Annotated in this window: 21 protein-coding genes; 11 read left to right on the top strand and 10 right to left on the bottom strand. The window is 42.3% G+C overall.

Annotation, left to right across the window (positions count from 1 at the left end; translation table 11 throughout):
• Positions 1-83 precede the first annotated feature (83 nt).
• Both AN391_RS06100 and AN391_RS06095 read right to left on the bottom strand, forming a co-directional pair.
• The gene (locus AN391_RS06100; protein WP_055014583.1) at positions 84-1,121 is read right to left on the bottom strand and encodes an MJ1255/VC2487 family glycosyltransferase; all 1,038 of its coding nucleotides are present in this window, start codon (positions 1,119-1,121) and stop codon (positions 84-86) included.
• Positions 1,118-1,657 (bottom strand): phosphatase PAP2 family protein, encoded by a 540-nt coding sequence (locus tag AN391_RS06095; RefSeq protein WP_055014582.1) that lies wholly within the window; start codon positions 1,655-1,657, stop codon positions 1,118-1,120. Before AN391_RS06095 ends, AN391_RS06100 begins: the two co-directional genes overlap by 4 nt.
• A 202-nt stretch (positions 1,658-1,859) precedes the next feature.
• On the opposite strand from AN391_RS06095, the gene rraA reads away from it, so the two are divergent.
• A complete protein-coding gene (gene rraA / locus AN391_RS06090; protein ID WP_004589330.1) occupies positions 1,860-2,357 on the top strand; it encodes a ribonuclease E activity regulator RraA in 498 nt (165 codons plus the stop codon).
• A 75-nt stretch (positions 2,358-2,432) separates the two neighbouring features.
• The gene (locus tag AN391_RS06085) at positions 2,433-3,488 is read left to right on the top strand and encodes a formimidoylglutamase (RefSeq protein WP_055014581.1); all 1,056 of its coding nucleotides are present in this window, start codon (positions 2,433-2,435) and stop codon (positions 3,486-3,488) included.
• Between the two features lie 89 nt (positions 3,489-3,577).
• Here the strand turns inward: AN391_RS06085 and AN391_RS06080 are convergent, their stop codons facing one another.
• Positions 3,578-5,242: a GGDEF domain-containing phosphodiesterase gene (locus AN391_RS06080; protein ID WP_055014646.1), complete on the bottom strand. Its 1,665-nt coding sequence runs from the start codon at positions 5,240-5,242 to the stop codon at positions 3,578-3,580.
• A 122-nt stretch (positions 5,243-5,364) separates the two neighbouring features.
• Positions 5,365-6,612, bottom strand: coding sequence for an imidazolonepropionase (gene hutI, locus AN391_RS06075; protein WP_055014580.1), 1,248 nt, complete (start codon positions 6,610-6,612; stop codon positions 5,365-5,367).
• 112 nt (positions 6,613-6,724) lie between these two features.
• Between hutI and hutC the strand changes: the two genes are divergently transcribed.
• The 3 genes from hutC to hutH all read left to right on the top strand — a co-directional run bounded on the left by hutC (position 6,725) and on the right by hutH (position 10,729).
• Positions 6,725-7,432: a histidine utilization repressor gene (gene hutC, locus AN391_RS06070; RefSeq protein ID WP_055014579.1), complete on the top strand. Its 708-nt coding sequence runs from the start codon at positions 6,725-6,727 to the stop codon at positions 7,430-7,432.
• Positions 7,433-7,499: 67 nt separating this feature from the next.
• Positions 7,500-9,173, top strand: a complete 1,674-nt coding sequence (hutU, locus tag AN391_RS06065; RefSeq protein ID WP_055014578.1) for a urocanate hydratase — start codon at positions 7,500-7,502, stop codon at positions 9,171-9,173.
• Positions 9,174-9,175: 2 nt separating this feature from the next.
• Entirely contained in the window at positions 9,176-10,729 is a 1,554-nt protein-coding gene (gene hutH / locus AN391_RS06060) for a histidine ammonia-lyase (RefSeq protein WP_055014577.1), read from the top strand.
• Here the strand turns inward: hutH and AN391_RS06055 are convergent.
• On the bottom strand, positions 10,707-11,477 hold the full coding sequence (locus tag AN391_RS06055; protein WP_055014576.1) for an NADP-binding protein: 771 nt from the start codon (positions 11,475-11,477) through the stop codon (positions 10,707-10,709). The genes hutH and AN391_RS06055 overlap by 23 nt on opposite strands.
• Before the next feature lie 116 nt (positions 11,478-11,593).
• Between AN391_RS06055 and AN391_RS06050 the strand changes: the two genes are divergently transcribed.
• From AN391_RS06050 to AN391_RS06035, 4 genes are all read left to right on the top strand, one after another.
• Complete coding sequence (locus AN391_RS06050; protein WP_055014575.1) at positions 11,594-13,621, top strand: methyl-accepting chemotaxis protein; 2,028 nt, start codon at positions 11,594-11,596, stop codon at positions 13,619-13,621.
• Positions 13,622-13,986: 365 nt separating this feature from the next.
• Entirely contained in the window at positions 13,987-16,695 is a 2,709-nt protein-coding gene (secA, locus tag AN391_RS06045; RefSeq protein WP_055014574.1) for a preprotein translocase subunit SecA, read from the top strand.
• Positions 16,696-16,755: 60 nt separating this feature from the next.
• Positions 16,756-17,154, top strand: coding sequence for an 8-oxo-dGTP diphosphatase MutT (mutT, locus tag AN391_RS06040; RefSeq protein WP_055014573.1), 399 nt, complete (start codon positions 16,756-16,758; stop codon positions 17,152-17,154).
• 5 nt (positions 17,155-17,159) lie between these two features.
• Positions 17,160-18,227, top strand: a complete 1,068-nt coding sequence (locus tag AN391_RS06035) for a phosphotransferase enzyme family protein (RefSeq protein ID WP_055014572.1) — start codon at positions 17,160-17,162, stop codon at positions 18,225-18,227.
• Positions 18,228-18,306: 79 nt separating this feature from the next.
• On the opposite strand, the gene AN391_RS06030 is transcribed toward AN391_RS06035, so the two are convergent.
• The 3 genes from AN391_RS06030 to pmbA all read right to left on the bottom strand — a co-directional run bounded on the left by AN391_RS06030 (position 18,307) and on the right by pmbA (position 22,743).
• Positions 18,307-20,382 carry a M13 family metallopeptidase gene (locus tag AN391_RS06030; protein WP_055014571.1) on the bottom strand — a complete coding sequence of 692 codons (2,076 nt, stop codon included), beginning with the start codon at positions 20,380-20,382 and terminating at the stop codon, positions 18,307-18,309.
• A gap of 250 nt (positions 20,383-20,632) precedes the next feature.
• On the bottom strand, positions 20,633-21,115 hold the full coding sequence (locus tag AN391_RS06025; RefSeq protein ID WP_055014570.1) for a DUF721 domain-containing protein: 483 nt from the start codon (positions 21,113-21,115) through the stop codon (positions 20,633-20,635).
• A gap of 278 nt (positions 21,116-21,393) precedes the next feature.
• A complete protein-coding gene (gene pmbA, locus AN391_RS06020; protein ID WP_055014569.1) occupies positions 21,394-22,743 on the bottom strand; it encodes a metalloprotease PmbA in 1,350 nt (449 codons plus the stop codon).
• Positions 22,744-22,887: 144 nt separating this feature from the next.
• Here pmbA and yjgA point away from each other — a divergent pair, with 144 nt between their 5' ends.
• Both yjgA and hemN read left to right on the top strand, forming a co-directional pair.
• Positions 22,888-23,421 (top strand): ribosome biogenesis factor YjgA, encoded by a 534-nt coding sequence (yjgA, locus tag AN391_RS06015; RefSeq protein WP_055014568.1) that lies wholly within the window; start codon positions 22,888-22,890, stop codon positions 23,419-23,421.
• A 111-nt stretch (positions 23,422-23,532) separates the two neighbouring features.
• A complete protein-coding gene (hemN, locus tag AN391_RS06010; protein WP_055014567.1) occupies positions 23,533-24,906 on the top strand; it encodes an oxygen-independent coproporphyrinogen III oxidase in 1,374 nt (457 codons plus the stop codon).
• A 49-nt stretch (positions 24,907-24,955) separates the two neighbouring features.
• Here the strand turns inward: hemN and AN391_RS06005 are convergent, their stop codons facing one another.
• Together AN391_RS06005 and yihI are read right to left on the bottom strand one after the other, a co-directional pair.
• Positions 24,956-25,471 (bottom strand): DUF2489 domain-containing protein, encoded by a 516-nt coding sequence (locus AN391_RS06005; protein ID WP_055014566.1) that lies wholly within the window; start codon positions 25,469-25,471, stop codon positions 24,956-24,958.
• 12 nt (positions 25,472-25,483) lie between these two features.
• Positions 25,484-26,080, bottom strand: a complete 597-nt coding sequence (gene yihI / locus AN391_RS06000; protein ID WP_055014565.1) for a Der GTPase-activating protein YihI — start codon at positions 26,078-26,080, stop codon at positions 25,484-25,486.
• Between the last annotated feature and the right edge of the window lie 339 nt (positions 26,081-26,419).

The following is a 26,419-nucleotide window of genomic DNA, read 5'->3' as shown; positions in this document are numbered from 1 at the left end:
ACACCTATATTAAATATGCACTATTAGTGTAGTACGTTATGGCGCTTTTTTTTAAACTTTTTGTTAATTTTATTGTATGTAAGTCATGCCATTAGATTGACACTACCCCATAAATTTTTATGCAATGAGTGAGTGTTATGCCATTGTTTTTTAAGCAACCAGTGCACTAGAGGAGCTGGATCACTGGGAAAGTTGATCTGCTTGTTTTGCGGAGCACTATTCCAGTCATCTAAGGCTTGGGGGTTTAAGTAGTTCATTACATGAGCCATTTTCATCGCCCGTAATGTTTGCGCATTTGCATCTTGTTCAAACTGGCCATCGAGTGGTTTAAGTAATAACTTTTTCCCAAGCTTTAAAGCCTCACTTGCCAGTTCAAAGCCTGCATTACCAATAACACCGCTCGTGTTTGCTAAATCGTTTAAAAACCCCGCCCGTGAAGGAGCGCGTAAATGAATGTGTCCAAGGGATTTATCTTGCGCGTGTGGGTGGTAACAATAAAACTCTTTTTCAGGGAAGTCCTTCAAATAATCAATAATGTTGTCGAGGTTTTCAAAGGGTAAGTATACAAGCACTTTATTCATAACCGCGACTGGGTTGCCATGGTTATGGTTTGCAATGAAGGGCGGTATAATATTATCTGCAAAAGGCTGCCAATGTACGCCTAAATAGGTGTTTGCTGGCGCATAGTGCTTAATAAGAGATTTTCTAAATAAACCTCGACCAAACATAGGCACACTATTAGATAAAAAAGCCGCCTGGTGACTAATACCAACTACAGGTACGCCTGAGCACTTTGCAGCCCAGGCTGAAATAGGCTCAAAGTCATTTAAGACAAAGTCGTATTTTTTTACATCAAATGATTTTATATCGTTAACCAACTCGCAGACACGGGCATTTTTTAATGTTTGATAGCTTTTTACTTGGCCGTTTTTAGTGCTGAACGATAACCCCCGAAACGTTTTGTAATCATCAAAGTCCTGCATATCAAAGTATTCTTTTTCAGGGCGTCCTGAAAAAACGTAATCAACATTTATACCTAACTCTTTAAAACAACTTGCCATAACACGGGCACGCGTAATGTGGCCATTACCTGTCCCTTGTATGCCGTATAGTATCTTCATACTGGCACCACCAAAGCTAGCGCAAATAAACCACATGAACTGCCAATAACGGCGCCTATTATTATATCTGCTGGAAAATGTACGCCTAATACCACGCGAGAGACAGCCACACCTGAGGCCCAACTAAACCATAGCCATGCATACTCTGCAAAAAAGTGGCCCAATATTACCGCAACTAAAAAAGCAGCCGCACTGTGCCCAGAAGGTAAGCTGAATTTATCACTCGGGACAATATACGCATTGCTCACAAGGCAATCGCAGGGGCGGATACGGGCAAAGCTACGCTTTGCTAAAAAATATATCGGTCTTTCAATTGCAAACCCCAGTAACACCGATATTGGCAATAACTGATGCTGCTCATTGGTACTTAGCCACCAAACTGCGCAACACATAAGTAAATATAAACCACCATTACCACTTTTAGATAAACCAAGCGCAGCCGTTTTTAACCATTTGGGCGAGTTATAATTAAACAAAGTTAAAAACAGTTGTTCATCTATTCGAGCCATTTTTTTAAACACATTGTTGTCATTCATAATTCACCTTCAGCTGCACAATATCTAACCATAATGAAAGCTTAGTGGCAGAAAATAACAATTGAGTGACGCTTTTAAGACACTATTGTTGCCATTTCTAATTTCGTTATTTTTTGAATAAATTTACTGCGATTAAGTCGTTGTTATTGCATATAAGGAGGGTATACTGAGGGTAACTTATGTACCCTTTGAGGATAAAATAATGGATTACAGCACTTCTGACTTATGTGATTTTTTTGCCGATGTGGTTGATGTGCTTGAACCGATGTTCATCAACTTTGGTGGTCGACACACGTTTGGCGGCCGAATTAAAACCGTTAAATGTTTTGAAAATAATGAACTGATCCGTGAAATACTCTCACAAGATGGTACTGATCAAGTACTACTTATCGACGGAGGCGGATCAACACGACGCGCTCTTATCGACATTGAACTTGCAGAGCTTGCGCTTGATAATAACTGGAACGGCATTATTGTATTTGGTGCTGTACGTCATGTAGACGAGCTAGAAGAAATAGATTTAGGTATTCAAGCAATTGCATCAATCCCTGTTGCCGCCGACAGCGAAGGCGCTGGTGAAGATGGCATTGGCGTTAACTTTGCCGGTGTGTCGTTTTTTGATGATGACTTTATCTATGCAGATAGTACTGGCATTGTATTATCAGCCGAAGAACTTGAACTAGAAGTTATCGAAGAATAAAGTAACACGCTGTGCTTGAAAAAGCACAGCTTACTCCACCCCTGTTTATTTACTGCTCAATACGGATTCAACACAGTGCACCCTACCTTAAAAGTGTATGATGAAAACGCCGTTAAACCCTATTGCTCCACACGCACTAACGAAACAAAAACCTGGCAGTCTGTTGCTCTATTAGACACCCACGTAAATGTACAACAAGCACTTAATGATGCAGCGCAATTTGGTATTCGCTACGTATTAATTGGTGTATGTGAAGATATAGGCCCTCGCGCTAATTTAGGCCGGGGTGGCTCGCATCAGGCATGGCCCGCTTTTTTACAATACTTTTTAAACCAACCTGTTAACCAGTTTAGCGCAGCACAGCAGGTACTGCTGTTAGGCGAAATTGACGTTGATGATGTAATGGCGCAAGCCCAAGGCTTAAATAATCAGCACACTGAAGAGCTGGCTCAACTACGCAAGTTATGCGCAACAATAGATGAGCGAGTAGAGGCGGTATTAATGCTTATATTTAATGCTGGCCTTGAGCCTATTGTTATTGGCGGCGGACACAATAATAGCTTTGGTATACTCAGTGCTTTAAGCAAGCATATTGGGGCTGCTGTTAACGCTATAAATTTTGACCCCCATGCAGACTTACGCCCTTGCGAAGGCCGTCATAGTGGCAATGGGTTTAGCTATGCTTTGAAAAAAAATGCATTGCAGCAATATCATATTATTGGCCTGCATGAGCAAAAAAATAACCAAGCCATTTTTGATTTGATCGCGCAAAATCAATGTCGTTATCACAGCTATCAGGCCATTAATATACGTCGAGAAATATCACTAACTGATGCCGTACAGCACGCCTTAGCAGGGTTTAATAATGCGCCACTGGGTATTGAACTCGACCTAGACAGTATTTCATTTTTACCAGCCAGCGCTTACACATGCTGCGGTTTTAGTGTCTGTGATGCTGAGCACTATGTATATTTAACAGCAAAACACAGCACTGCCCGTTACCTACATGTATGTGAAGCTGCACCGATAAATCACCCTGCAGGGTTAAAAGCCGGTATGCAAAGCTGTGGGCAAATTATTAGTGCGTTAGTAAATGCATACTTACAGGCAAAATTAGTTAGCACGAAATAGTAACATTGAGTACTCTGAGCAATCTCATAAAGCGCGGTGATTAAACGGGCTTATCGAGATGATAAAGCGCCACTTTTAAAAATGATAACTCATTGTGCTTGATGAGCCTGCCACTGCTTCAGCCAACTCATTAAACCAATACTACTCAACGGGTGGCCAAAATAATAACCTTGTGCCGCATGGGCTTTTAAGCTTTTTACAAACTTTAATTGATCTAAGGTTTCAACGCCCTCAAAAATAACCTTGGTATTTTGTTGGTTATGCATTTCAACCATACCGCCAACTAGGCTGCGAATATTATTCTGATTGCTAAAATCGGCGGTTAGCGATGGTGCCACTTTAATGTACTCAACCGCTAAATTTGGCAGCTTAGAAAGCACAATTGGGTTATCGCCTAACCCATCAACACATATTTTTAAACCTAAATTGTTTAATCGCGCAATCATGGCGCGTCCCTTATTATCTAAATCTGTGAATATATGCAGAGGGCATTCAACAATTAAATCTCCATGCTGTAAGTTGTGTTCACTCACCACGCCATCAACAAACTCAATAAACTCTTCGTTAAGCATTTCAGGGCCAAATAAGTTAATGCTCAGTGGTATAGCAATACCCTCAATGCGAAGTGCCATGGCAAGCTCTGCAGCGCGCTCTATAACAAATTTAGCTAGTGGGTAAGCTAAGCCCGCAATACGAATATCATCAATAAATCGGTGGGCAGATAAAATACCTTGCTGGGGATGCTGCCAACGCAGTAGGAGTTCTAAAAATTCAATTTGGCCGTCATCGTTACGAATAATAGGCTGAAAATAAAGCTCAAGTTCGCTTACAAAATCAATATTAGCCAGCTCTTTTAAGCGGGCTTGCTGCTCGAGCTGTTCAACCATCATTTGTTGATGGTACACAACCACTGCTTTTTTAGGCTGTCTATCAAGAGCTAAGTAAGCACACGATACTAAGTTATCAAAGTTAGCATCTTGCTCATCGCAATTAACGTAACTGGCTCTTGCTTTTACCTCTACTGTACAATTAGCAACATTGAACGGCTTGAGTGTTGCGCCAATAATTTGCTCAATAATGTGTTCATGAGTATGTTTATGCGCAGCTAGGCTACAAATAAACGCAAAGTTAAGACCGCCTAAATGCGCCAGCTTCTCATAGCCCCCTAAATCAATCACATCGTCGTTATTTAGTAAGCCTTTTATTCTATTAGCTGATTGTGCCAACAACAAATCACCAAAGTCTCTACCAATATGTTGATTAACTTGCTCAAACCCTTCTAAACGCACAATTACCAGTGCAGCTTCTAGCTGTTTTTCTTTACACCAGCTGTAATAACCTTGACGTAACTGTTGTTTATCAGCAAATGCAGCAAGGGGAGAGTCATCTTGGTACGGTTCAGGCTCGTTGATATTATGCAAATCTTCAACTTTGGGCTCTTCTTCATCGTTCATTAGCCCTACAACCGCCTGCAGGATAATTGCCACCACCACCCAAAATAGAGGCACATTCATGAGTAAATGCGCCGAAAACAACACCACAAATAGCAAGCCAGAAACAGCACTTGTGATAATCATGCTCCAACTATTACGTTCAAATGTCAGCCATAAGTGAAAGCAAAAACCAAAGGCGAGCAATATTGCCAACCAAGCAGCGCCACTGCTTAAAATGGCTAAACCAACAACTGCTGTACATAAATAACTAAATTTAATACTGGTATTCTTAACCGCAACTAACGTAGCCACCATCGCCATTAACAGCGCGCCGCTAAAAAATATAGGAAAGTTACTATCAGTCAAAATACTCAAGCTTACGCCACTCCATTAGCTATAAAATTTAATAAAAGCATGTTTAATATGAACAAAAATAATACAAACTAATTAATTCTACCCAAAATCCATAGATTTAACAGTTTATTTACGCCAAATTGGTAACTTAATTGTGAAGGGTGACTTATTTGCCAATGTGCAATATCAGCCCTTGCACCCACCTTTAGTACACCTCTATCTTTCAACCCTAACGCTTGCGCTGCATTGCGCGTTACACCCGCAAGAGCTTGCTCGGGGGTAAGCTTAAATAAAGTACAAGCCATATTCATCATCAATTGCACAGAGCATAAAGGCGAGGTCCCTGGGTTAAAGTCACTGGCAATGGCGATAGGCACTTTATACTTTTGCAGCAAATCGATGGGCGGAAGCTGCGTTTCACGTAAAAAATAAAAAGCCCCAGGTAATAAAACAGCCACAGTACCAGCCTCAGCCATAGCTTTTACACCGTTTTCATCAAGGTATTCAATATGATCAGCTGAAAGGCCTTTATACTCAGCCACCAACTGCGCGCCCTGCTGATTAGAAAGCTGCTCAGCATGGCACTTTACCGGCAAGTTATGTTTTTTAGCTGCATCAAACACCTGCTTTGTTTGTGCATGACTAAAGCCTACATTTTCACAAAACACATCCACAGCATCTGCAAGGTTATTAGCCACTATTTGCTCAAGCATCTGTGTACATACTAAATCAATGTATTCATCTGCACGGCCTTTGTACTCAGGGGGTAACGCATGCGCACCTAAAAACGTGGTTTTAATATCAATAGGGTGATGCTCATTAAGCAAACGCGCCACTTCTAAAATTTTTATTTCGTTTTCAACATCAAGTCCGTATCCCGACTTTATCTCAGCAGTCGTCACGCCCTCAGCAAATAAAGTGTTTAAGCGATCTTTTGTATCAACAAATAATTGCTCATGGCTTGCCGCGCGAGTGGCTCTAACGGTACTGGCAATACCGCCACCTTGTGCAGCTATTTGTTCATAGCTTGTACCTTGTAAGCGCTGCTCAAACTCCTCTGAACGGGAGCCTGCAAATATTAAATGTGTATGGCAATCAATAAGCCCAGGTGTTAACCATTGCCCTTTAATACTTAATGTAGGGGTAGCAAAGGCATCAAAACTGGGTAAGTTTGATTGCTCACCTAACCATACAATTTCGCCATTTTTAATCGCCAGTGCCGCATTTTCTATCGCCCCATAAGGCGCAGCAACTGTGCTATCCATGGTTGCTATGTTGGCATCTGTCAATAATAAGTCGAGATCTTCTAAAGCGTAACCCGTTGTTTTATTTTGCATACTTAGCTCCCTAACGTGCTTAAAATACAGTCTAACAATACACCTTGTATATACAAGGCAATTATGCCATCTTTATTAAATAGTTTATTTTAAATACAGCTAATAATAAGTAATGACCACTCCTAAATTTGCACAAATAAAACAATTTATTGTCGATAAAATAAAAAATGGCGCATGGCAAGAAAACCAACGCGTCCCCTCAGAAAACGAGCTTAGCAGTCAATTTTCTGTAAGCCGTATGACCGCACGACGTGCACTGAGCGAATTAACAGATGCCGGTATTTTAACGCGCAGCCAAGGATTAGGTACGTTTGTAGCAAGTTTTAAATCGCAATCATCTCTACTCGAAATTAAAAACATTGCCGATGAAGTAAAAGAGCGTAACGGGCATTACAGCTGTAGCGTGCACGTGCTTGAATCTATCAATGCCGTTGCCCCCATCGCCATTGCGCTTGGCGTTGAAGTAGATAGCGTGGTGTATCGCAGTGTACTGGTACACAACGAGAACGACAAACCACTGCAAGTTGAAGAGCGGTTTGTGAACCCAGCTTTAGCCGCGGGTTATTTACAACAAGACTTTAGCACCCTTACACCGCATGAGTACTTATCGAGCGTAGCGCCACTCACACAAGCACGCCACACAGTGGAAGCGGTTATGCCTAACTCGCAAATGTGCCAATGGCTTAACCTGTATAACGAAGAGCCCTGCTTACAGGTCATTCGTCGTACTTGGTCAACAAAAGGCATAGTGAGCTTTGCTCGCTTAGTATCACCGGGCAGTAAATACCGCCTGGGTGGACACTTAACATTTAAAAAATAATAACAAGATAACGCTTAAGGGCGTTTTTTTATAGCTGACCATCTTGTATATACAACAGGAGAAATTCATGAACAACAGGCTCGACACACACCGTGAAATCCGCGCGCCCCATGGCGACAAAATTAGCGCTAAAAGTTGGCAAACCGAAGCCGCTAAACGCATGTTAATGAACAATTTAGACCCTGAAGTGGCAGAGCACCCCCATGCGTTAGTAGTCTATGGCGGTATTGGCCGAGCAGCAAGAGACTGGCCAAGCTTTGATAAAATAATTGAAACCCTTGATAGGCTCGAAAACGACGAAACACTGCTTGTGCAATCGGGCAAGCCCGTGGGCGTATTTAAAACCCACGAAAACGCGCCGCGCGTTCTCATTGCTAATTCTAACCTGGTGCCACATTGGGCAAATTGGGAGCACTTTAATGAGCTCGATAAAAAAGGCTTAATGATGTATGGGCAAATGACCGCGGGCTCTTGGATTTACATTGGCTCACAAGGCATAGTGCAAGGCACTTACGAAACCTTTGTAGCAATGGCAAAACAACACTTTGACGGTAATGCGCAGGGTAAATGGGTTTTAACCGCAGGTCTTGGCGGTATGGGAGGTGCCCAACCACTCGCCGCGACGATGGCCGGTTTTAGCGCATTAGTTGTGGAATGCGACGAAACCCGTATCGATTTTCGAATTAAAACTGGCTACGTTGATGTAAAAGCCACGACGCTTGAACACGCACTTAAACTTATTACCGATGCGTGTATTAAAGGTAAGGCCCTATCGGTAGGCCTATTAGGTAATGCCGCCGATATTTTTACTACCCTAGCAAACAGCAACATTATCCCTGATATCGTGACCGACCAAACCTCAGCGCACGACCCACTCAACGGCTACCTACCTCAAGGTTGGAACATGCAAGATGCGGCAAAAATGCGCAAACAAAACCCACACGCGGTTGTTAAAGCCGCTAAGCAATCTATGGCAATGCAAGTTAACGCTATGCTAGCACTGCAAAAAGCAGGTGCTGCCACTACCGACTATGGTAATAACATTCGCCAAATGGCATTTGAAGAAGGCGTTACTAACGCGTTTGATTTTCCGGGGTTTGTGCCCGCTTATATCCGCCCGTTATTTTGTGAAGGAATTGGCCCATTTAGGTGGGTTGCGCTTTCGGGCGACCCCGAAGACATTTATAAAACCGATGCAAAAGTGAAAGAGCTTATCCCAGAAGATACCCACTTACATAACTGGCTTGATATGGCGCGTGAGCGCATTCAATTTCAGGGTTTACCAGCACGTATATGCTGGGTAGGTTTAAAAAATCGAGCTCGCCTTGCACTGGCTTTTAACGACATGGTTAAAAATGGCGAGCTTAAAGCACCGGTTGTTATTGGTCGCGATCACCTCGATTCAGGCTCAGTAGCAAGCCCGAATCGTGAAACAGAAAGTATGCTAGATGGCTCAGACGCCGTGTCTGATTGGCCAATACTCAATGCTTTATTAAACACTGCAGGCGGCGCTACATGGGTTTCACTGCATCATGGTGGCGGTGTTGGTATGGGCTTTAGTCAACATGCCGGCGTTGTAATTGTTGCTGATGGTACTAATGAAGCAAAAGAGCGTATCGCCCGCGTGCTTTGGAACGACCCTGCCAGCGGTGTTATGCGTCATGCCGATGCAGGTTACGACATTGCAAAAAATTGTGCGCAAGAGCACCATCTCGATCTCCCTATGCTAAACAAGGAATAGCCATGATTTCACACACTCTCACACCAGGGCAGTTAGACTTAAACACCCTAAGAAAAATTAATGACTCAGCTGTCACGCTTAACCTTGTCGATGGCGCCAGTACACAAATAGCCGCCAGCGCACAAACCGTTCAAAACGTAATAAGCAAATGCCAAACGGTGTACGGTATCAACACCGGCTTTGGCTTATTAGCCAATACAAAAATAGCGGATGACGAGCTTGAGCTACTTCAACGTAGTATTGTCCTTTCGCACGCTGCCGGTATAGGTGAGCTCATGGACGACAGCACAGTAAGGTTAATGATGACCTTAAAAATAAACTCTCTATCTCGGGGCTACTCAGGAATACGCCTTGAGGTGATTGAGTTTTTTATTAAGCTACTGTGCAGTGAAGTTTACCCGTGCGTACCAGAAAAAGGATCTGTGGGTGCTTCGGGCGATTTAGCGCCGCTTGCTCATATGTGTCTACCGCTGCTAGGTGAAGGTAAAATGCGTCACAAAGGTGAAATTATAAGTGCTGCTCAAGGGCTAAAAATTGCAAACCTTTCCCCCCTAACTTTAGGTGCAAAAGAAGGGCTGGCGCTGTTAAATGGTACACAAGCTTCTACCGCACTTGCGTTACAAGGGCTTTTCAAAGCAGAAGATTTATACACACAAAGTTGTGTTATAGGCTCTATTAGCATAGAAGCTGCTAAGGGCAGCCGTGCCCCCTTTGATGCACGCATTCACGAAATACGGGGGCAACGCGGCCAAATCGATACAGCCAGTGTATTTAGAGAGCTACTTGGTACTCAATCACAAATTAGCCAATCTCACGTAAACTGTGAAAAAGTGCAAGACCCTTACTGCCTGCGTTGCCAACCTCAGGTATTGGGCGCGTGCTTAACACAAATTCGCCAAGCTTCAGAAGTGCTACTGTGTGAATCAAATGGCGTTACCGATAACCCGCTGGTATTTGCCGATGTGGGCGATATTATCTCCGGTGGTAATTTTCATGCAGAGCCCGTTGCTATGGCAGCTGATAACTTAGCCATAGCGATTGCCGAAATAGGCGCGCTGGCAGAGCGAAGAATCGCGCTACTTATTGATTCAAACCTCTCTACACTGCCGCCTTTTTTAGTTGAAAATGGCGGAGTTAACTCAGGCTTTATGATTGCCCAAGTAACTGCGGCGGCACTTGCTTCCGAGAACAAATCGCTTGCGCACCCCGCCTCGGTAGACAGCCTGCCAACATCTGCTAATCAAGAAGATCATGTCTCTATGGCAACCTTTGCAGCAAGGCGCTTAAATGAAATGGCCAATAACACCCGCGGGGTATTAGCAATTGAATGGCTTGGAGCTGCTCAGGGGCTTGAGTTTAGAGCCCCGCTAAAACCCTCACCGCAAGTAGAAAAAGCAAAAGCACTGCTGCGCGAGCATGTAAGTTACTATGATAAAGACCGCTACTTTGCCCCCGATATAGACGCGACCAATACGCTTTTATCTCAGGGGGCGTTGTGCGACTTTATTAATCTCAACCCGCTACCATCGCATGCTAAATTCCATGCTGATAGCTAAAACCTAACGCCTCAATTGCTGAGCCAAGCACCTTGCGCTCAGCACTTTCATTACTGGTAAAGGTTGGCATTTCACCGCCATGCTCTGCACACTTTTGTGCATAATAATTCGCTTTAGTGGGGTGCGATGGATTCACCACGTTATAAATGTTTTGCCCCGAATTATAGTTTTCTATTACCGCAAAAATAGCGTTTATCACATCTTGTTGATGCACCATATTAACCACTTGCTCGCTAGATGAGTTTAATTCTTTACCAGCCACAAAGCGTCCAGGCTCACGGTTAGGTCCTAATAAGCCCGCTAAACGCAGCACCTTACCGTCTTGTTCTAGTACTTTTTCTTCGCTATCGAACAGTTTTATTTGTCGCTCATTGGTGCAGCTTATTTCACTGCTTTCAGTGTAAACACCAGGCTCTTGGTCGTACACACCGGTAGATGAGCATAAAATAAAGCCTTTGGCAGTTAATTGTTTAGAAAGAGTAAGTGCAGCACTAAGTGTTTCTGGGTAGTTACTTTCACTGTGTCTGCTCCGTGGGGGGATTGCACACACCCAGTAAGCATCGTGTAAATCTATTTGGTGTGTTAGCAACCCTTCATTGAGGACAAATTGACGCTGAAAATCCTCTGTATGCTCATCACTTCTATGTGTACCTTGTACTTGCCAACCGGCTTGCTTAGCTTGCAAGCATAAAGCATGACCCAACCAGCCTGCGCCTAATACTACTAATTTATTAGCTTTTGTTTCCATTTTTGCATAACCCTTCATTTTAAACGCATAATTAGTGCTTTTTATCTAACTTCATAGAGATTTAAAGTAAGATATGATTAGATATCACCTACTAAATAACAATAATACGTGCACTCATGCTAAATAATTTATCATTACGGAAGAAAATATTATTATTGATTGGTGGTACCATCACCATTTTGCTAATTATTGCTTCAACATTTTTTGTAAATCACATCGCTAACCTTTCCAGAGTAAACATTGAGCGCGAAGCTCAAAGCTACCTACAAAGCGAACAACTTTCAATGCAAAGCTATTTTGCAAAGTATGGCAAGCTGGTATCTACGTTCGTTAATAATCCCCACTTAGTTAATTTTTTTGAAAATTGGGATACTCGAAATCAGCCAATCAAAAACGCTCCGGGATACAACGAAGTTAATCAAGACTTTGTCCGTATTAGCTCAAATGACGAAAATATACTGTCGGCGTTTTTTGCCTCAGCAACCACCGGCGAATACTTTAAAGAAAACGAGCGTACCAGCCATTACAATGGCCAACCTTACTACGCCTATAAGCGTGGTTGGTGGCAAGAAGCCCTGCAAATAAATAAACTTTACGTGGGCCCTATATCAGTCGATTTAACCACAGGTGTTGCCTCGGCAGTTGTACAGCAGCCGGTATACAACGCACAGCGTAAACTTATTGGTATGGGCGGCGTTGATTTACAGCTTAATAAAATCAACGACATGGTAGAAGGTATCCGCTTTAACGGCCAAGGCTATGGCTTTTTACTCGATGGCAATCAAAAGGTGGTGCACTTTTCAAATGCCACTGGCCATAAACTGTCTAACACCGATGAAGGCCCTAAAGGTAAAGAAGGGCTAGATGGCCTTGAAAGCCAGTTTAGCAATACATCAGGCTTTACAGAGCTTAATACCCAAATGCGTAACAACCTTGAAGGCAGCCAATTGGTGACTTTAAAAGGCGAAGCGTATTATGTGGTGTATCATCGCTTACAACTAGAACAACCTTATCTTGACTGGTATGTAGGTATACTAATTCCAACCAGCATGATTGAAGCCCCCGTTAATGAAGCGGTTACCAGCACAACCACCGCAGTGGTGATTATTTTAGTGATCATTTTAGCGATGATATTATGGGCAACCCACATGATTTCGCAGCCTATTACCACGCTAACTAATATTATGCGTGATATTGCATCGGGCGAAGGCGATTTAACCCAAAAGATTACTATTAACAGCCAAGATGAGGTTGGCCAGCTTGCCAATCACATGAATACATTCATTGATAAGCTGCGCGGCATGATGTTAGAAACAGCCGCACAAGCTGAGCAATTGACCAATGCCGCAGCGCAGCTTAAAAATGTATCAGCCCAGACCAATACCGAAATACAGCAAGAAAAACAACAAGTAGACAGCGTTAGTGCCGCCGTGACCGAAATGGCCAGCACTGTACTTGAAATATCGCGTAACGCACAGCATACCAACAGCGCCGCCGAAGAAGTACAAGCCATTACTGCCGAAGGGGCTGACCGCTCAACTCAAGCACAACGTGTGATGACCGAACTTGCGCTACACATAGGTGAAGCGTCTAAAGTGGTGGCAGGGCTTGAGCAAGAAAGTAATAACATTGGTGCATTGGTGGATGTAATTAACTCCATTGCCGATCAAACCAACTTACTTGCTCTTAATGCCGCCATTGAAGCTGCGCGTGCTGGTGAGCATGGCCGTGGTTTTGCGGTAGTTGCCGATGAAGTGCGTTCACTTGCGAGCCGTACGCAAGAATCAACAGACGATATACGTAATATGATTTCTCGCTTACAGCAAATTGCCCAACAAGCATCGGTAATGATGCTGCAAGGGCAAGAGCAAACAGAAGGCTCAGTATCGCAAACCAAAGAAGTGCTAAGTTCATTACAAAACATTGCTCAGTCGGTAACTAAAGTGCAAGACCAAAGCCACCAAATTGCCACCTCAACAGAGCAGCAAACGGTTGTAGCAGAGGACATTAACACCAGCCTTGCAGCAATTAATGGCTTAGTAAACAGCACAGCTGATCACGCCCACATTTTAGCAGATGAAGCGCGTGATTTAAGCGACCTAGCCGTTGCCTTAAACAAAACGGTTAATCAATTTAAGCTTTAAATACACTACGTCATAGGGTGGGTTACTCAGTATAAAACTTACCCACCCTATACTCTTGTTTTTAAATTTTTTAACACCATATCTTCACAACTTGCTGCTATTTTTTAGCGTAATAAAACTAGTTTTTTGCGCATCAGATCAAATTTTTCTGTTTTAAATACACATCTTTTTATTGAGATAGTTTGTTGTTTGGCAGAGTCTGGTATAGTAGCACACGTATTAAACAGTGCTTTTAATGCTCTTTAATACAAAATTGCTAATTAATATGTTCTACAGGTTATGTAAAAGTACATATTAATTACCAATTGTAAAAAATGGGTTAGCCGACACTCGGTTAGCAAAGAATACATTGTAACGGTTTTATCATGATATCTAATTTATTTACCAAGATTTTTGGTAGTCGCAATGACCGCACTATTAAAAACCTAAGAAAGACGGTCGCGCTAATTAACGCGCTAGAAACGCAATTAGAAGCGCTTTCTGATGAAGATTTAAGAGCTAAGACAGCTGAGTTTAGAGAACGTTACGATAACGGGCAAAGCCTTGACGACATTCTACCAGAAGCATTTGCTGTGGTACGTGAAGCGTCAAAGCGTGTAAATGGCATGCGTCACTTTGACGTACAGCTATTAGGCGGCATGGTTTTACATCAAGGCCGTATAGCAGAAATGCGTACCGGTGAAGGTAAAACACTCACAGCCACACTTCCAGCCTACTTAAATGGCTTAACAGGCAAAGGCGTGCACGTAATTACCGTGAACGACTACCTTGCAAAACGTGATGCTGAAACAAACCGCGAGTTATTTGAGTTCTTAGGCTTAACTGTAGGCTGTAACGTACCAGGCATGATGCCACAACAGAAAAAACAAGCTTACAGTGCCGATATTACTTACGGTACTAATAACGAGTTTGGTTTTGACTACCTACGTGACAACATGGCATTTAGCATTGATGAGCGTGTACAACGCCCACTGTTTTATGCGGTAGTGGATGAGGTGGATTCAATCTTAATCGATGAAGCACGTACGCCACTTATAATTTCAGGCCCAGCTGAAGATAGCTCTGAGCTATACATCGAAATCAATAAAATTGTGCCGCTTTTAGAGCTTCAAGAAAAAGAAGACGAAGAAGGCATTGAAGGCGATGGCGATTACACTATAGACGAAAAGTCTAAACAAGTTCATTTAACAGAGCGCGGTCAAATTAAAGTAGAAGACCTACTTACTGAACGTGGATTAATTGAAGAAGGCGATTCGCTTTACTCAGCCAGTAGTATTACTCTACTAAGCCACGTGTATGCTGCGCTTCGTGCTCACAAGCTTTATCAAAAAGATGTGGATTACGTTGTTAAAGAAAACGAAGTCATCATTATCGATGAGCACACAGGGCGCTCAATGGAAGGTCGTCGTTGGTCTGAAGGTTTACACCAAGCTGTAGAAGCGAAAGAAGGTGTAAAAATTCAAAACGAAAACCAAACACTGGCTTCTATTACTTTCCAAAACTACTTCCGTTTATACGAAACCTTAGCTGGTATGACAGGTACAGCCGATACAGAGGCATTTGAGTTTCAATCTATTTACGGTCTAGACACGGTTGTTATGCCAACTAATAAGCCGATGATCCGTGATGATCGCGCTGATTTAGTTTACCTAACACAAGAAGAAAAATACGAAGCTATTTTAGCTGATATTAAAGATTGCCAAGAGCGCGGGCAACCTGTGCTAGTAGGTACTATTTCAATTGAAAGCTCTGAGTATTTATCGCAGTTTTTACGCAAAGAAAAAATTAAGCACAACGTACTTAATGCTAAGTTCCATGCGCAAGAAGCTGACATTGTATCGGATGCAGGCTTACCTGGTACTGTAACAATTGCTACCAACATGGCCGGCCGTGGTACCGATATTGTGCTTGGTGGTAACTGGAACAGTGAAGTTGAAAAACTAGAAAACCCAACAGATGAACAAATTGCTGAAATTAAAGCAGCGTGGAAAATTCGTCACGATGCAGTAATTGATGCTGGCGGTTTACATATTATTGGTACTGAACGTCATGAATCGCGCCGTATAGATAACCAATTACGTGGCCGTGCTGGTCGTCAGGGTGATGCCGGCTCTAGCCGTTTTTACTTATCGATGGATGATGCGCTAATGCGTATATTTGCTGGTGAGCGCATGACTAACATGATGCGTAAACTAGGCATGCAACGCGGCGAAGCCATTGAGCATCCATGGGTTAACCGTGCAATTGAAAACGCTCAGCGTAAAGTAGAAGCACGTAACTTTGATGTTCGTAAGCAATTACTTGAGTACGATGATGTAGCAAACGATCAACGTCGTGTTGTTTACGCCCAGCGTAACGAGTTGCTTGAAGAAGGCGATATTTCAGAAACAATCACTGCAATTCGCGCAGATGTACTCAATGGGGTGATCGATCAATACATCGCACCACAAAGCCTTGCTGAAATGTGGGATATCCCTGGGCTTGAAGAACGCTTAAAACAAGACTTTCTTATTGAGTTGCCTATCGCGCAATGGCTAGCTGATGACAATAAATTATACGAAGAGAAACTTCGTGAGCGTATTGAGCAAGCGGTTGAACAAGCTTACAAGCAAAAAGAAGAACAAGTTGGCGACTCTGTACTACGTCAGTTTGAAAAAGCGATTATGCTACAAAGCCTCGATCAGCACTGGAAAGATCATCTTGCTGCAATGGATCATTTACGCCAAGGTATTCACTTACGTGGCTATGCACAAAAGAATCCTAAGCAAGAATACAAGCGCGAGTCGTTTGAGCTATTCACCGAAATGCTTGAAAACTTAAAAGTTGATGTAGTGGGCATTTTAAGTAAAGTACAAGTTCGTGCCGAAGAAGATGTTGAAAAAGTAGAAGAGCAACACCGTAAAAGTGAAAATGCCCCTCGCGAGTACCAACACGAAGAAGCTGAACACGTAGGCGGTGAAGCCCCTCAAAGCGCAACTGTAATGGCAAGAACAGCGCCTAAAGTTGGCCGCAACGATCCGTGCCCATGTGGCTCAGGACAAAAGTTTAAGCAATGTTGTGGTAAATTAAAGTAACGACGCATTGTATGTAATTAAAAAGCGACGCTAGCGTCGCTTTTTTTATGGAGAAAAAATATGACAACAAAAATAGTTAACGTAGCGGTAGGCGTAATAAAAAAAAATAATGCTATATTCATTTGTAAGCGCGCTAATGAGCAACATCAAGGTGGCTTATGGGAATTTCCAGGCGGGAAAGTAGAAGCTGGTGAGAGCGTATTTGCCGCCCTTAAGCGTGAGCTCAGTGAAGAAGTTGGCATTACCATTCACAGCTCTAGCCAACTGATGGTGATTGAACATGACTATGGCGATAAATGTGTAAAACTTGATATTCACGTTGTAAGTAACTTTAGCGGTGAAGCACATGGCGCCGAAGGGCAACCTAGTGAATGGGTCGCTATTAATGAGCTTAGTAACTATGAGTTTCCTGCTGCTAACGCCGAGATTATTGAAAAAATACACGCGCGATACGCGTAAAGCACATGAATACAGCAATACAAAATAAATTAAGTGAGCTATTAGCGCTAAACCCTGAGCTTACTCAGGTGAGCTCTTTAGGCAGCGGACATATAAACACCACCTGGCTGCTCACCAATGCTGGTCAGCAATTTGTTGTTCAAAAGCTCAACACTCATGTATTTGAAAATCCAGCACAACTGGTCAATAACGCCCAGTTAATTGAGCAGCATTTAAGCGCTAAACAACAAGCAAATACTTACCCGCTCGATATTGTTAAGCATATAAGTACCCACCAAGGTGAACACCTTATAATAATTAATAACGCGTACTACCGCGTGCTTAATTTTATTAGCCAAAGCGCAAGTGAAGATATCGTCAAAGAGCCTAAACACGCAGAGCAAGCGGCATTTGCATTTGGCACATTTACACGTGCCTTGCTCGATTTTGACGCATCAAGCCTCTACCCTGTTATTGCAGACTTTCATAACTTAGCCATGCGTTTTGAGCAGCTTAATACAGCCATTGCCACAGCCACTAATGAGCGGCTGCAACAGTGTAAAACCGTTATTGACTACTGCATTGCACAACAGCATTTGGTAAAAGAACTGGCTGAGGTAACAGCTGATTTGCCTACCCGGGTGTGCCACAACGACACTAAAATAAATAACATGCTGTATTGCAGCAATACATATAAAGCAAAAGCAGTTATCGATTTAGATACCTGCATGGCCGGCTTTTTACTTTATGACTTTGGAGACATGGTGCGCACATTTTGCTGCGCTGAGGCAGAAGATTCAACTAACCTTGGTAAAGTGGTTATTCGCAAAGAGGTATTTACAGCGCTTGTTAAAGGCTACCTTGCCCCCCTTAAATCGGCAATTAGCAACAAAGAGCAAGCAAGTTTACTGCTTGGCGCTAAAGTTATGCCGCTAATGCTTAGTGTGCGGTTTTTAACCGATTACTTAAATAACGACGTGTACTTTAAAACCACCCATGCAGAACATAATTTAGAACGTGCGCAAAACCAACTCGCTTTGTATAAAAATATTTTAAGCAATCAAAGCTGGATGCATAAAGCCCTCATGCAATAACTGCAGTGTTATTAGTATAAAAAAACCAGCAAGCTAAACACTTGCTGGTTTTTACTAAGTTAACCAAAAAGCATAACAATTACCAAATTTTTACGCGGTCTTCTGGTTTGATATACATCTTGTCGCCTTCTTTTACGTCAAACGCGTCGTAAAACTCAGGCATGTTCGACAAGATACCAATAACACGGTAGTGACTTGGTGAATGCGGATCTGTCATTAAGCGGTTACGTAATTCTTCATCACGGTACTTACGACGCCAAATTTGTGACCACCCCATAAAGAAACGCTGATCGCCAGTGTAACCGTCAATTACAGGCGCTTTGTTATCGCCTAGCGATAATTGATACGCTTTGTAAGCCACCGTTAAACCACCTAGGTCGCCAATGTTTTCGCCAAGCGTAAGCTCGCCGTTCACACCTGCATCTTCAAACGGTTTATATTCATTGTATTGCGCCACTAACGCGCCGGTACGCTCTTCAAACTGTTTAAGGTCAGACTCACTCCACCAGTTACGTAAGTTACCGTCACCGTCGTATTTAGCGCCTTGGTCGTCAAAACCGTGGCCTAGCTCATGGCCAATTACTGCGCCAATTGCACCGTAGTTTACAGCGTCATCGGCGTCTAAATTAAAAAACGGTGGCTGTAAAATAGCAGCTGGGAATACAATTTCGTTATTTACTGGGTTGTAGTAGGCATTAACGGTTTGTGGGGTCATGTGCCACTCAGAGCGGTCAACTGGTTTGCCTAATTTAGCAATCATATCGCTGTAAGCCCACTGGCTATAACGTATGTAGTTACCCACTAAATCATCAGGATTAATTGTAAGCTCAGAGTAGTCTTTCCATTTATCTGGGTAGCCAATTTTTGGGGTAAATTTGTTTAGCTTTTCTTGGGCTGCAAGCTTGGTTTCTGGGCTCATCCACTCAAGGTTTTCAATAGCAACGCCGTAACCTTTAATAACGTTATCTACCAGCTCTTCCATGCGCGCTTTTGCCTCAGGTGGGAAGTTATCTTTTACGTATACTTTACCTAAAATTTCGCCAAGTACGCTGTTAGATGCATCCACCGCTTTTTTCCAAAGAGGCGCCTGCTCTTTTACGCCGCGTAATGTGGTGCTATAAAAATCAAATTTAAGATCAACCAAGTCAGTGCTTAGTAACTGTGCGTAACCACTTACAAAATGAAACTTTAAGTAGTTTTTCCACGTGGCTAAATCTGTTTCTTTGTACACTTCAGCAAACCCTTCTAAATAGCTTGGCTGACGTACAATAATGTCTGAGGTATCTACCCCAGCGCTTTTGAAAAACGCAGCTAAATCAAAGTCGCCTGTTAGCTTACTTGCCTCAGCTACAGTCATTTTATTGTATGACTTAGTGGCATCACGGCTTTGTACACGGCTCCACTGTGCCTGTGCTAAAGCGCTTTCAAATGCGATAACGCTTTTAGCGGCATCAGCGGCATTTTCAACGCCCGATTTAGCTAAAATATCTGTGATGTATTGCTCGTAAGATGCACGAATTTTAGTAAATTTTTCATCATCTTTTAAGTAATAGTCACGATCTGGTAAGCCAAGCCCAGATTGCGATAAGTACAGCGCGTATTCACTTGAATTTTTAGCATCGTTATTTACAAACCAGCCAAATGGTAAGCTGGCACCTTGCTGCTGAATTTTAGCCATTAAAGGCGCAAGATCAGCTTTTGAATCTAGGCTATCAATGGTATTAAGTGAAGGTTGTAAAGGTGTAATACCTAACTCATCACGTGTGTCTTTATCCATGTAGCTTTTATAAAAAGCACCAATTTTGTACTCGTCGCTGCCTTTTTTAGCATTACTATTTTTAGCGGCACTTTCAAGTGCTGCTTTCATCGCTTTTTGCGACTCTTCATACAACTGTGTAAACGAGCCATAGTTAGACTTGTCGCCAGGGATCTCTGTTTTAGCAAGCCACTGCCCGTTTACATGGTAATAAAAATCATCTTGCGCACGAACTGACTCATCCATATTGGCAAGGTCTACACCTAGCTCAAGGGTTTTTTCTGCAGGTGCTGCAACAGTAGCTGTATCGGCTACTTGTGTTTCTTGTTGTTTTTCACCGCAACCTACTAGGCCCAGCGCAAGTGCAATACTTGCGGCGGTAATAGTTACTTTTTTCATAATTATTCCGTTTGTTAGTAAAGAATAAAATATCTATTTCATTAAGCTATGGCGCCACAGAGAAAGATAAAAAGCGCCCTGCGATGCTTTCACTTAATGAAATTAATATTTAGGCGGTTAAAACAACACGCCGAATTTGTATGATAAACCCCATTAAAGAAACAATAAAATAGAATATGTAACAAAGTATTTGCCGTGAGACGAGATAACAAAATAGCCCTACCAACAACCATATTCGCGCTTTAGCGAGTTATTTTTTACCATGGCGAGCAAGGCGCTCTAGCTTTTCTTTCAGCGAAGGGGGCGCTGATGCGGCAATGGCATTAAGGTAATCTGAGGTTTGCTGGCTCATTTTTCTTGAATTGCCAGGTGCTTTGCCTACGGGGCCTCGTTTATCTGTTGTTGGGCTTAAGCGCGCTGTTGCTTGAGGGTTTGCGACAATTTTAATTTGGCCGAGCTCTGCCATGCCCGCCGCTCTAAAATGCGACTGCATATCCATTTTTAAATAATTAAGTTTAAGGGCAATTGCTGCCGATACAGCTTCAATCATCAGCGTGCCATCGCGGTAATTACTTACACGGCATTTTTCAGCAAGCTTTGGGCCTAAAAACTCTTTAAGCAATACTTGCTGTTTATCTAGCGCTTGGCTTTTACCTGCATAAGCAGATAAGCGATTATTAAGGCCTGCCATAATGTCAGTTAGGGGTTTTGGTGCGTACCTATCTTTAGCCATTCAAGACCTCATCAATTTAAATAAAACACGCTTAAGCCAAGCCCTTAAATACTTGGCCTAAATGAGTGCTTATAGGATCTCAATTTGTCTAATTAAGTATTAGTGCAAATTAATATTATACCAATGCGCATAATTAAGTGATCTATTTTGAGGATGGATAAACGTGTTGATAGCAAGGCAAAAAATTCGCTATTTAGTTGCTCTAAATGAGAATTTTTTAACGCAGATAGCGACACGTTTAGCCCCTAAAAATGATTAAGTATTATTGCGGATTGGTATTAAGCGCCTGCTATTTGCATTTGTTCTATAAGTACTGAGCCGGTTTGAATGCCGCCTCTGCGCTCAATATCGCCCCCTATGGCCGAAATACCTTTAAACATGTCTTTTAAATTTCCGGCAATGGTAATTTCACTAACAGGGTACTGAATTTCACCGTTTTCTACCCAAAAACCAGCTGCTCCACGCGAGTAGTCACCGGTAACGGTGTTGACGCCTTGCCCCATCAGCTCGGTAACTAATAAGCCTGTTCCCATGGTTTTTAATAGTGTGGTTAAATCGTTATGCGTTTGCTCTACTAACCAGTTATGAATACCGCCTGCATGGCCTGTTGGAGCCATATTTAATTTACGTGCTGCATAACTTGCCAATAAATACGTTTGCAGTTCACCGCCTTGAATAATTTCACGGTCAATCGTTTTAACCCCTTCACTATCAAAAGGTGATGATGCTAACCCTTTTAATATATGTGGACGCTCAGCAATATTAACGCACTTACTAAATACTTGGGTGCCTAGGCTGTCGAGTAAAAAGCTCGATTTACGATAAAGCGCCCCACCGCCTATAGCCGATACCAAATGTCCAAACAATGAGTTAGCTATATCGGCTCTAAAAATAACAGGTACTTTCATAGTCCCTAGTTTTTGGCTGTTTAACTTAGCAAGTGTTTCGGTTGCAGCTTCAAGGCCCACTGCTGCAGCATCGTTTAAACCAGCTTGATCGCGCGCAACAGTGTACGCCGAATCGCGCTGCATGTGCTCGCCTTCTTTGCCTATTACCATAGTACTAATACTATGGCGCGTACGTGGAAAACCAGCAATTAAACCATGGCTATTACCGTATACACGTAAACCTTGGTGCGATGAAAAACTTGCACCATCTGAATTTACAATGCGCTCATCAGCATTTAAGGCGGCTTGCTCGGCGGCATGGCAAAGTTCAATACCTTGCTCTGGGCTTACATCCCACGGATGATATAAATCGAGATCTTTAGGGGCAAACTCAAGTAGCTCTTTATCCGCAATGCCATTAAATGGATCATCGGAGGTAAACTTGGCAATATCAATGGCTTTTTCGACTACAGTGCGTAGTGTTTTTGGGTTGAGATCTGCAGTAGATGCCGACCCTTTATTATTCCCTACATAAACACTGATACCTAAACCGCCATCTTGGTTAAATTCTATGGTTTCTACTTCACCCATGCGTGTACTTACCGATAAACCCGATGTACTCGACATAGCAGCTTCTGCGGCAGTAGCACCCAATTTTTTTGCATGCTCGAGCACTTCAGCTACGGCATCTTTTACTTGAGAGATTTGAGAATAAATTGGATCGTGTTGTTGGCTTTTCATAAATTAAGTCCTGAGCCTTAAGGCAATATTGCACGCATTTCTTATCTTTAAATGCTAACACACTCACTGCACCACATCAGCTAATATTAATCACTAAAAGAATCGCGTATAATGGCAAAAGTTATTTTTACTTAAGAGCACCCCATGGCGAAGAAAAAAGGCAAGCCTGCTGAAATTGAAGAAGAAATTATTTACGTATCAAAAAGTGAGCTAAAGCGAGACGCGCAAGAGTTTCACCAGTTAGGTTCTGAAATTGCTAAAATGGGGAAAAAACAACGCGAACGCTTACCACTCAATGACGATTTAAAAGAAGCCATGGTGGTTGCTGATAAAATTAGCAATAAAAGCGATGCGTACCGTCGTCATTTAAATTACATTGCTAAAACGCTGCGCACAGTAGAAAACGTTGAAGAAATTAAAGCAATTATTGATGTAATGCTTAATAAAAATAACCAAGCTGAGGTTTTAATTAAAAAAATTGAGCAATTACGTAGTGACTTAATTGAACAAGGCGACGATTTAATCAACGAAACCATTGAGCAATACCCGACCCTTGAGCGCCAAAAAATGCGCCAATTGGTTCGCAATGCCGCCAAAGAGGTTAAAGCCGAGAAGCCAGGCAAGGGCTATAAAGAATTGTTTCAGTACCTAAAAGATGCCCACAACATAACGTATTAACAAAAAATACTCTTTTAAAAGGTGCTTAGGCACCTTTTTTGTTGTAGATCAAAACCCCTTCCTTAAAAGCTTTTTATACTCACCACCTCATTAATATATAAGGTGCGCGTGATGATAAAGCTTCCAAAATGGGATCAAACTCTTATAAATAAGTATAACGTGTCAGGGCCGCGTTATACCTCCTATCCTACCGCGTTATCTTTAAGCGAGGGGTATCAGCAGCAAGACCTAGTTAGCGCTATAAAATCATCATCGAGTCGCTCACTCTCTTTGTATATTCATATCCCATTTTGCAGTGAGCTTTGCTATTACTGCGGTTGTAACAAGGTGATTACGCGCCATCAGTCTAAAGCCGATGTGTACTTAGATTATTTAGCAAAAGAAATAGCAGCGCATGCCCCATTATTCAAACACTACACGGTAGAGCAATTGCATTTAGGCGGTGGTACACCAACTTTTTTAACTGTAAAGCAAATGACGCGCCTAATTAATTTGCTAGAGCAGCACTTTCATTTTACCCGCAACACTGAGCGTGGCATTGAAATAGACCCACGCTCCCTTGCTAAAGATATGCTTATACACTTACGGGTTTTAGGTTTTAACCGCGTATCCTTTGGTATTCAAGATTTTAACGATGAGGTACAGCAAGCAGTTAACCGCACACAGCAAGTTGAGACCGTTAAAGCACTGATAACCCAAGCCCGCGAGCTGGGCTTTAAGTCAATAAATGCAGATATGATTTATGGCCTACCTAAACAAACACCCCAAAGCTTTGAGAAAACAATAGCGCAATTAATTGCCTTAAGCCCAGACAGAGTCTCTGTATTTAATTACGCGCATTTACCGGAGCGCTTTGCTGCGCAACGTAAAATAAAAGAAGCTGATTTACCCAAAGCCCACGACAAGCTAACAATGTTTAAAAACACCTTGTCGCAAATGACATCAGCAGGTTATCAGTTTATTGGTATGGATCATTTTGCAAAAGCCGACAACGAACTGGCAGTTGCGCAAAACAAAGGGCAGCTACATCGCAATTTTCAGGGCTATACCACCCACGGTAATTGCGACTTGTTAGGCTTAGGGGTCTCGTCCATCTCACAAATTGGCACAGCCATTTTACAAAATCAAAAAGTGCTTAAGCATTATTATCACGCCATTGAAACGCAAGCTGGGAGCGCTATACATAAAGGAATGCATTTAACGCATGATGATGTAATACGTGCAGAGGCTATTAAATCCCTTATCTGCCAGTTTGAATTAGACACACAGGCTTTTGCGAAAAAACATACTATTCAATTTAATGAGTATTTTGCAGATGCCCTGTTGGCACTACAGCCTTTAATAGACGATGAGATGGTACATATAAATGATAACGTAATACGTGTCACGCCTCGGGGGAACTTGTTTATTCGTATAATATGTATGTGCTTTGATGCTCACTTACAAAAGCAAATAAGTAAAACCCGTTTCTCACGGGTGATTTAAAGCAGGCATAAAAAAAGCAGACCTAAATCTGCTTTTTTTATTTTTGAGCTTAATTAAACACTATGTTTTCGCTGCCCGGCGCAGCTTTAAACTCGACAATGATTTTATCGCAATCGGCTTTAATCTCATCGCTAAAGTTTTCTTCTGCTCGCCAACGAGCTGTATCTTGTTTAAAAATCTCTTTTTTAGAGTATTTTTTGCGTGCATCGTGAGTCGGCATTTCTTTAACGACATTATACATTTTATAAATGCCTGGGTACGCCTCGGTTAAATCTCGCTCATCTTCAAAAGCGTACTGAGACATTAACACCCAAATCCGTAAACAGCCTTCAGAATACTCACATTGCTTTTCAGCCATTGCGCGAGCAATTAAATGAATGCTATCTGCAAGTTTAGCGTTTCGCTTTAAGCGCGACTGCTTAAGCTTTTGCTGTTGCTCTGCTTGCTTTTGCGCAATTAACTTTTTTTGCGCGTTAAGCTTATAGAGTAACTGACCTGCATAAAATGCTAAGCCAGCAATAATAACAGCACCTACAAACAAGGCTACAATCACTGCGGTACTCATTAAGCGCCCTTACTATTTATCGTCATCATCTAGCCACTCATTGGCTAAATCATCTGAAAGGTATTTATCAAAGTCTGAGTTACCGTTGCTTTCGACGTTGTCTTCAAAATCATCTTCAAACTCGTCCTCATCCTCATCTTCTATACCCAGTAACTTACAAAGCACTTGGTGGCGTGCAATACGGCTATTAAAGTACTTTGCATCTTTACCCGTCAGCATTTCACCTTGTTCATGACGCTCAACGAGCTTAAGTAAACGCTCATCGTTTTCAAGCGCTTCTAGCTCTTGCTCTGGTGTCAGCTCTGGCTCTGTCGCCTTTTTAAGCTCGGCCATTGGCTTTAAGTTACGCTTCATTTCTACTTGTGGCTGTGGTGCGGCAGCCACTAAAGGTACCGCTTTTTTACTGCCTACACGTTTATCTTTCGGTGCTGAACTTACTTTTTTAGTGTCGCTATCTAATAGCTCTGGTGCATTTCGAGAGCCAGGTTTAGCGCCCTTTGGCTTTTTAACACGTTGCTCCTTTAACGCACGCATTTCTCTAAGCTTATCTTGGCTTAAACGAACAGGGCCGTTTGAAGGAATTTTACGTGACTTTTTCTTTCTACTCATATCTTGATCATCTCACTTAAGAGGTTTTGAGCGAGGCACATAACATGAGCATCGCAGTGCTGGCCTAGCCAGAAGAATTCGATTTGCGCATTAAAGCTTGGGTTGCTTGTTGAATTAGCGCATTAGCTTATTGCTAAACGGTGGGTATTGTAACAGGACAAATAAAAAGGCGGTAGAGAAAACATCTCTACCGCCTACTAATCTGAGCGCCATTATCTGGACACTTCTCCCTTCGACTTTTTTAGTCTTTATTATTTTTATTATTATCAGTCCGTATTGTTATTATTTTAACCTTCCTTGTTACATTCCATTTTGTTTTTATTTTTAACTTCCTTGAGA

Source organism: Pseudoalteromonas sp. P1-13-1a, assembly GCF_001401875.1.
In the GTDB taxonomy this organism is placed as follows: domain Bacteria; phylum Pseudomonadota; class Gammaproteobacteria; order Enterobacterales; family Alteromonadaceae; genus Pseudoalteromonas.
The sequence above is the reverse complement of the archived record's forward strand: the minus strand, read 5'-3'. Positions and strand labels throughout refer to the sequence as shown.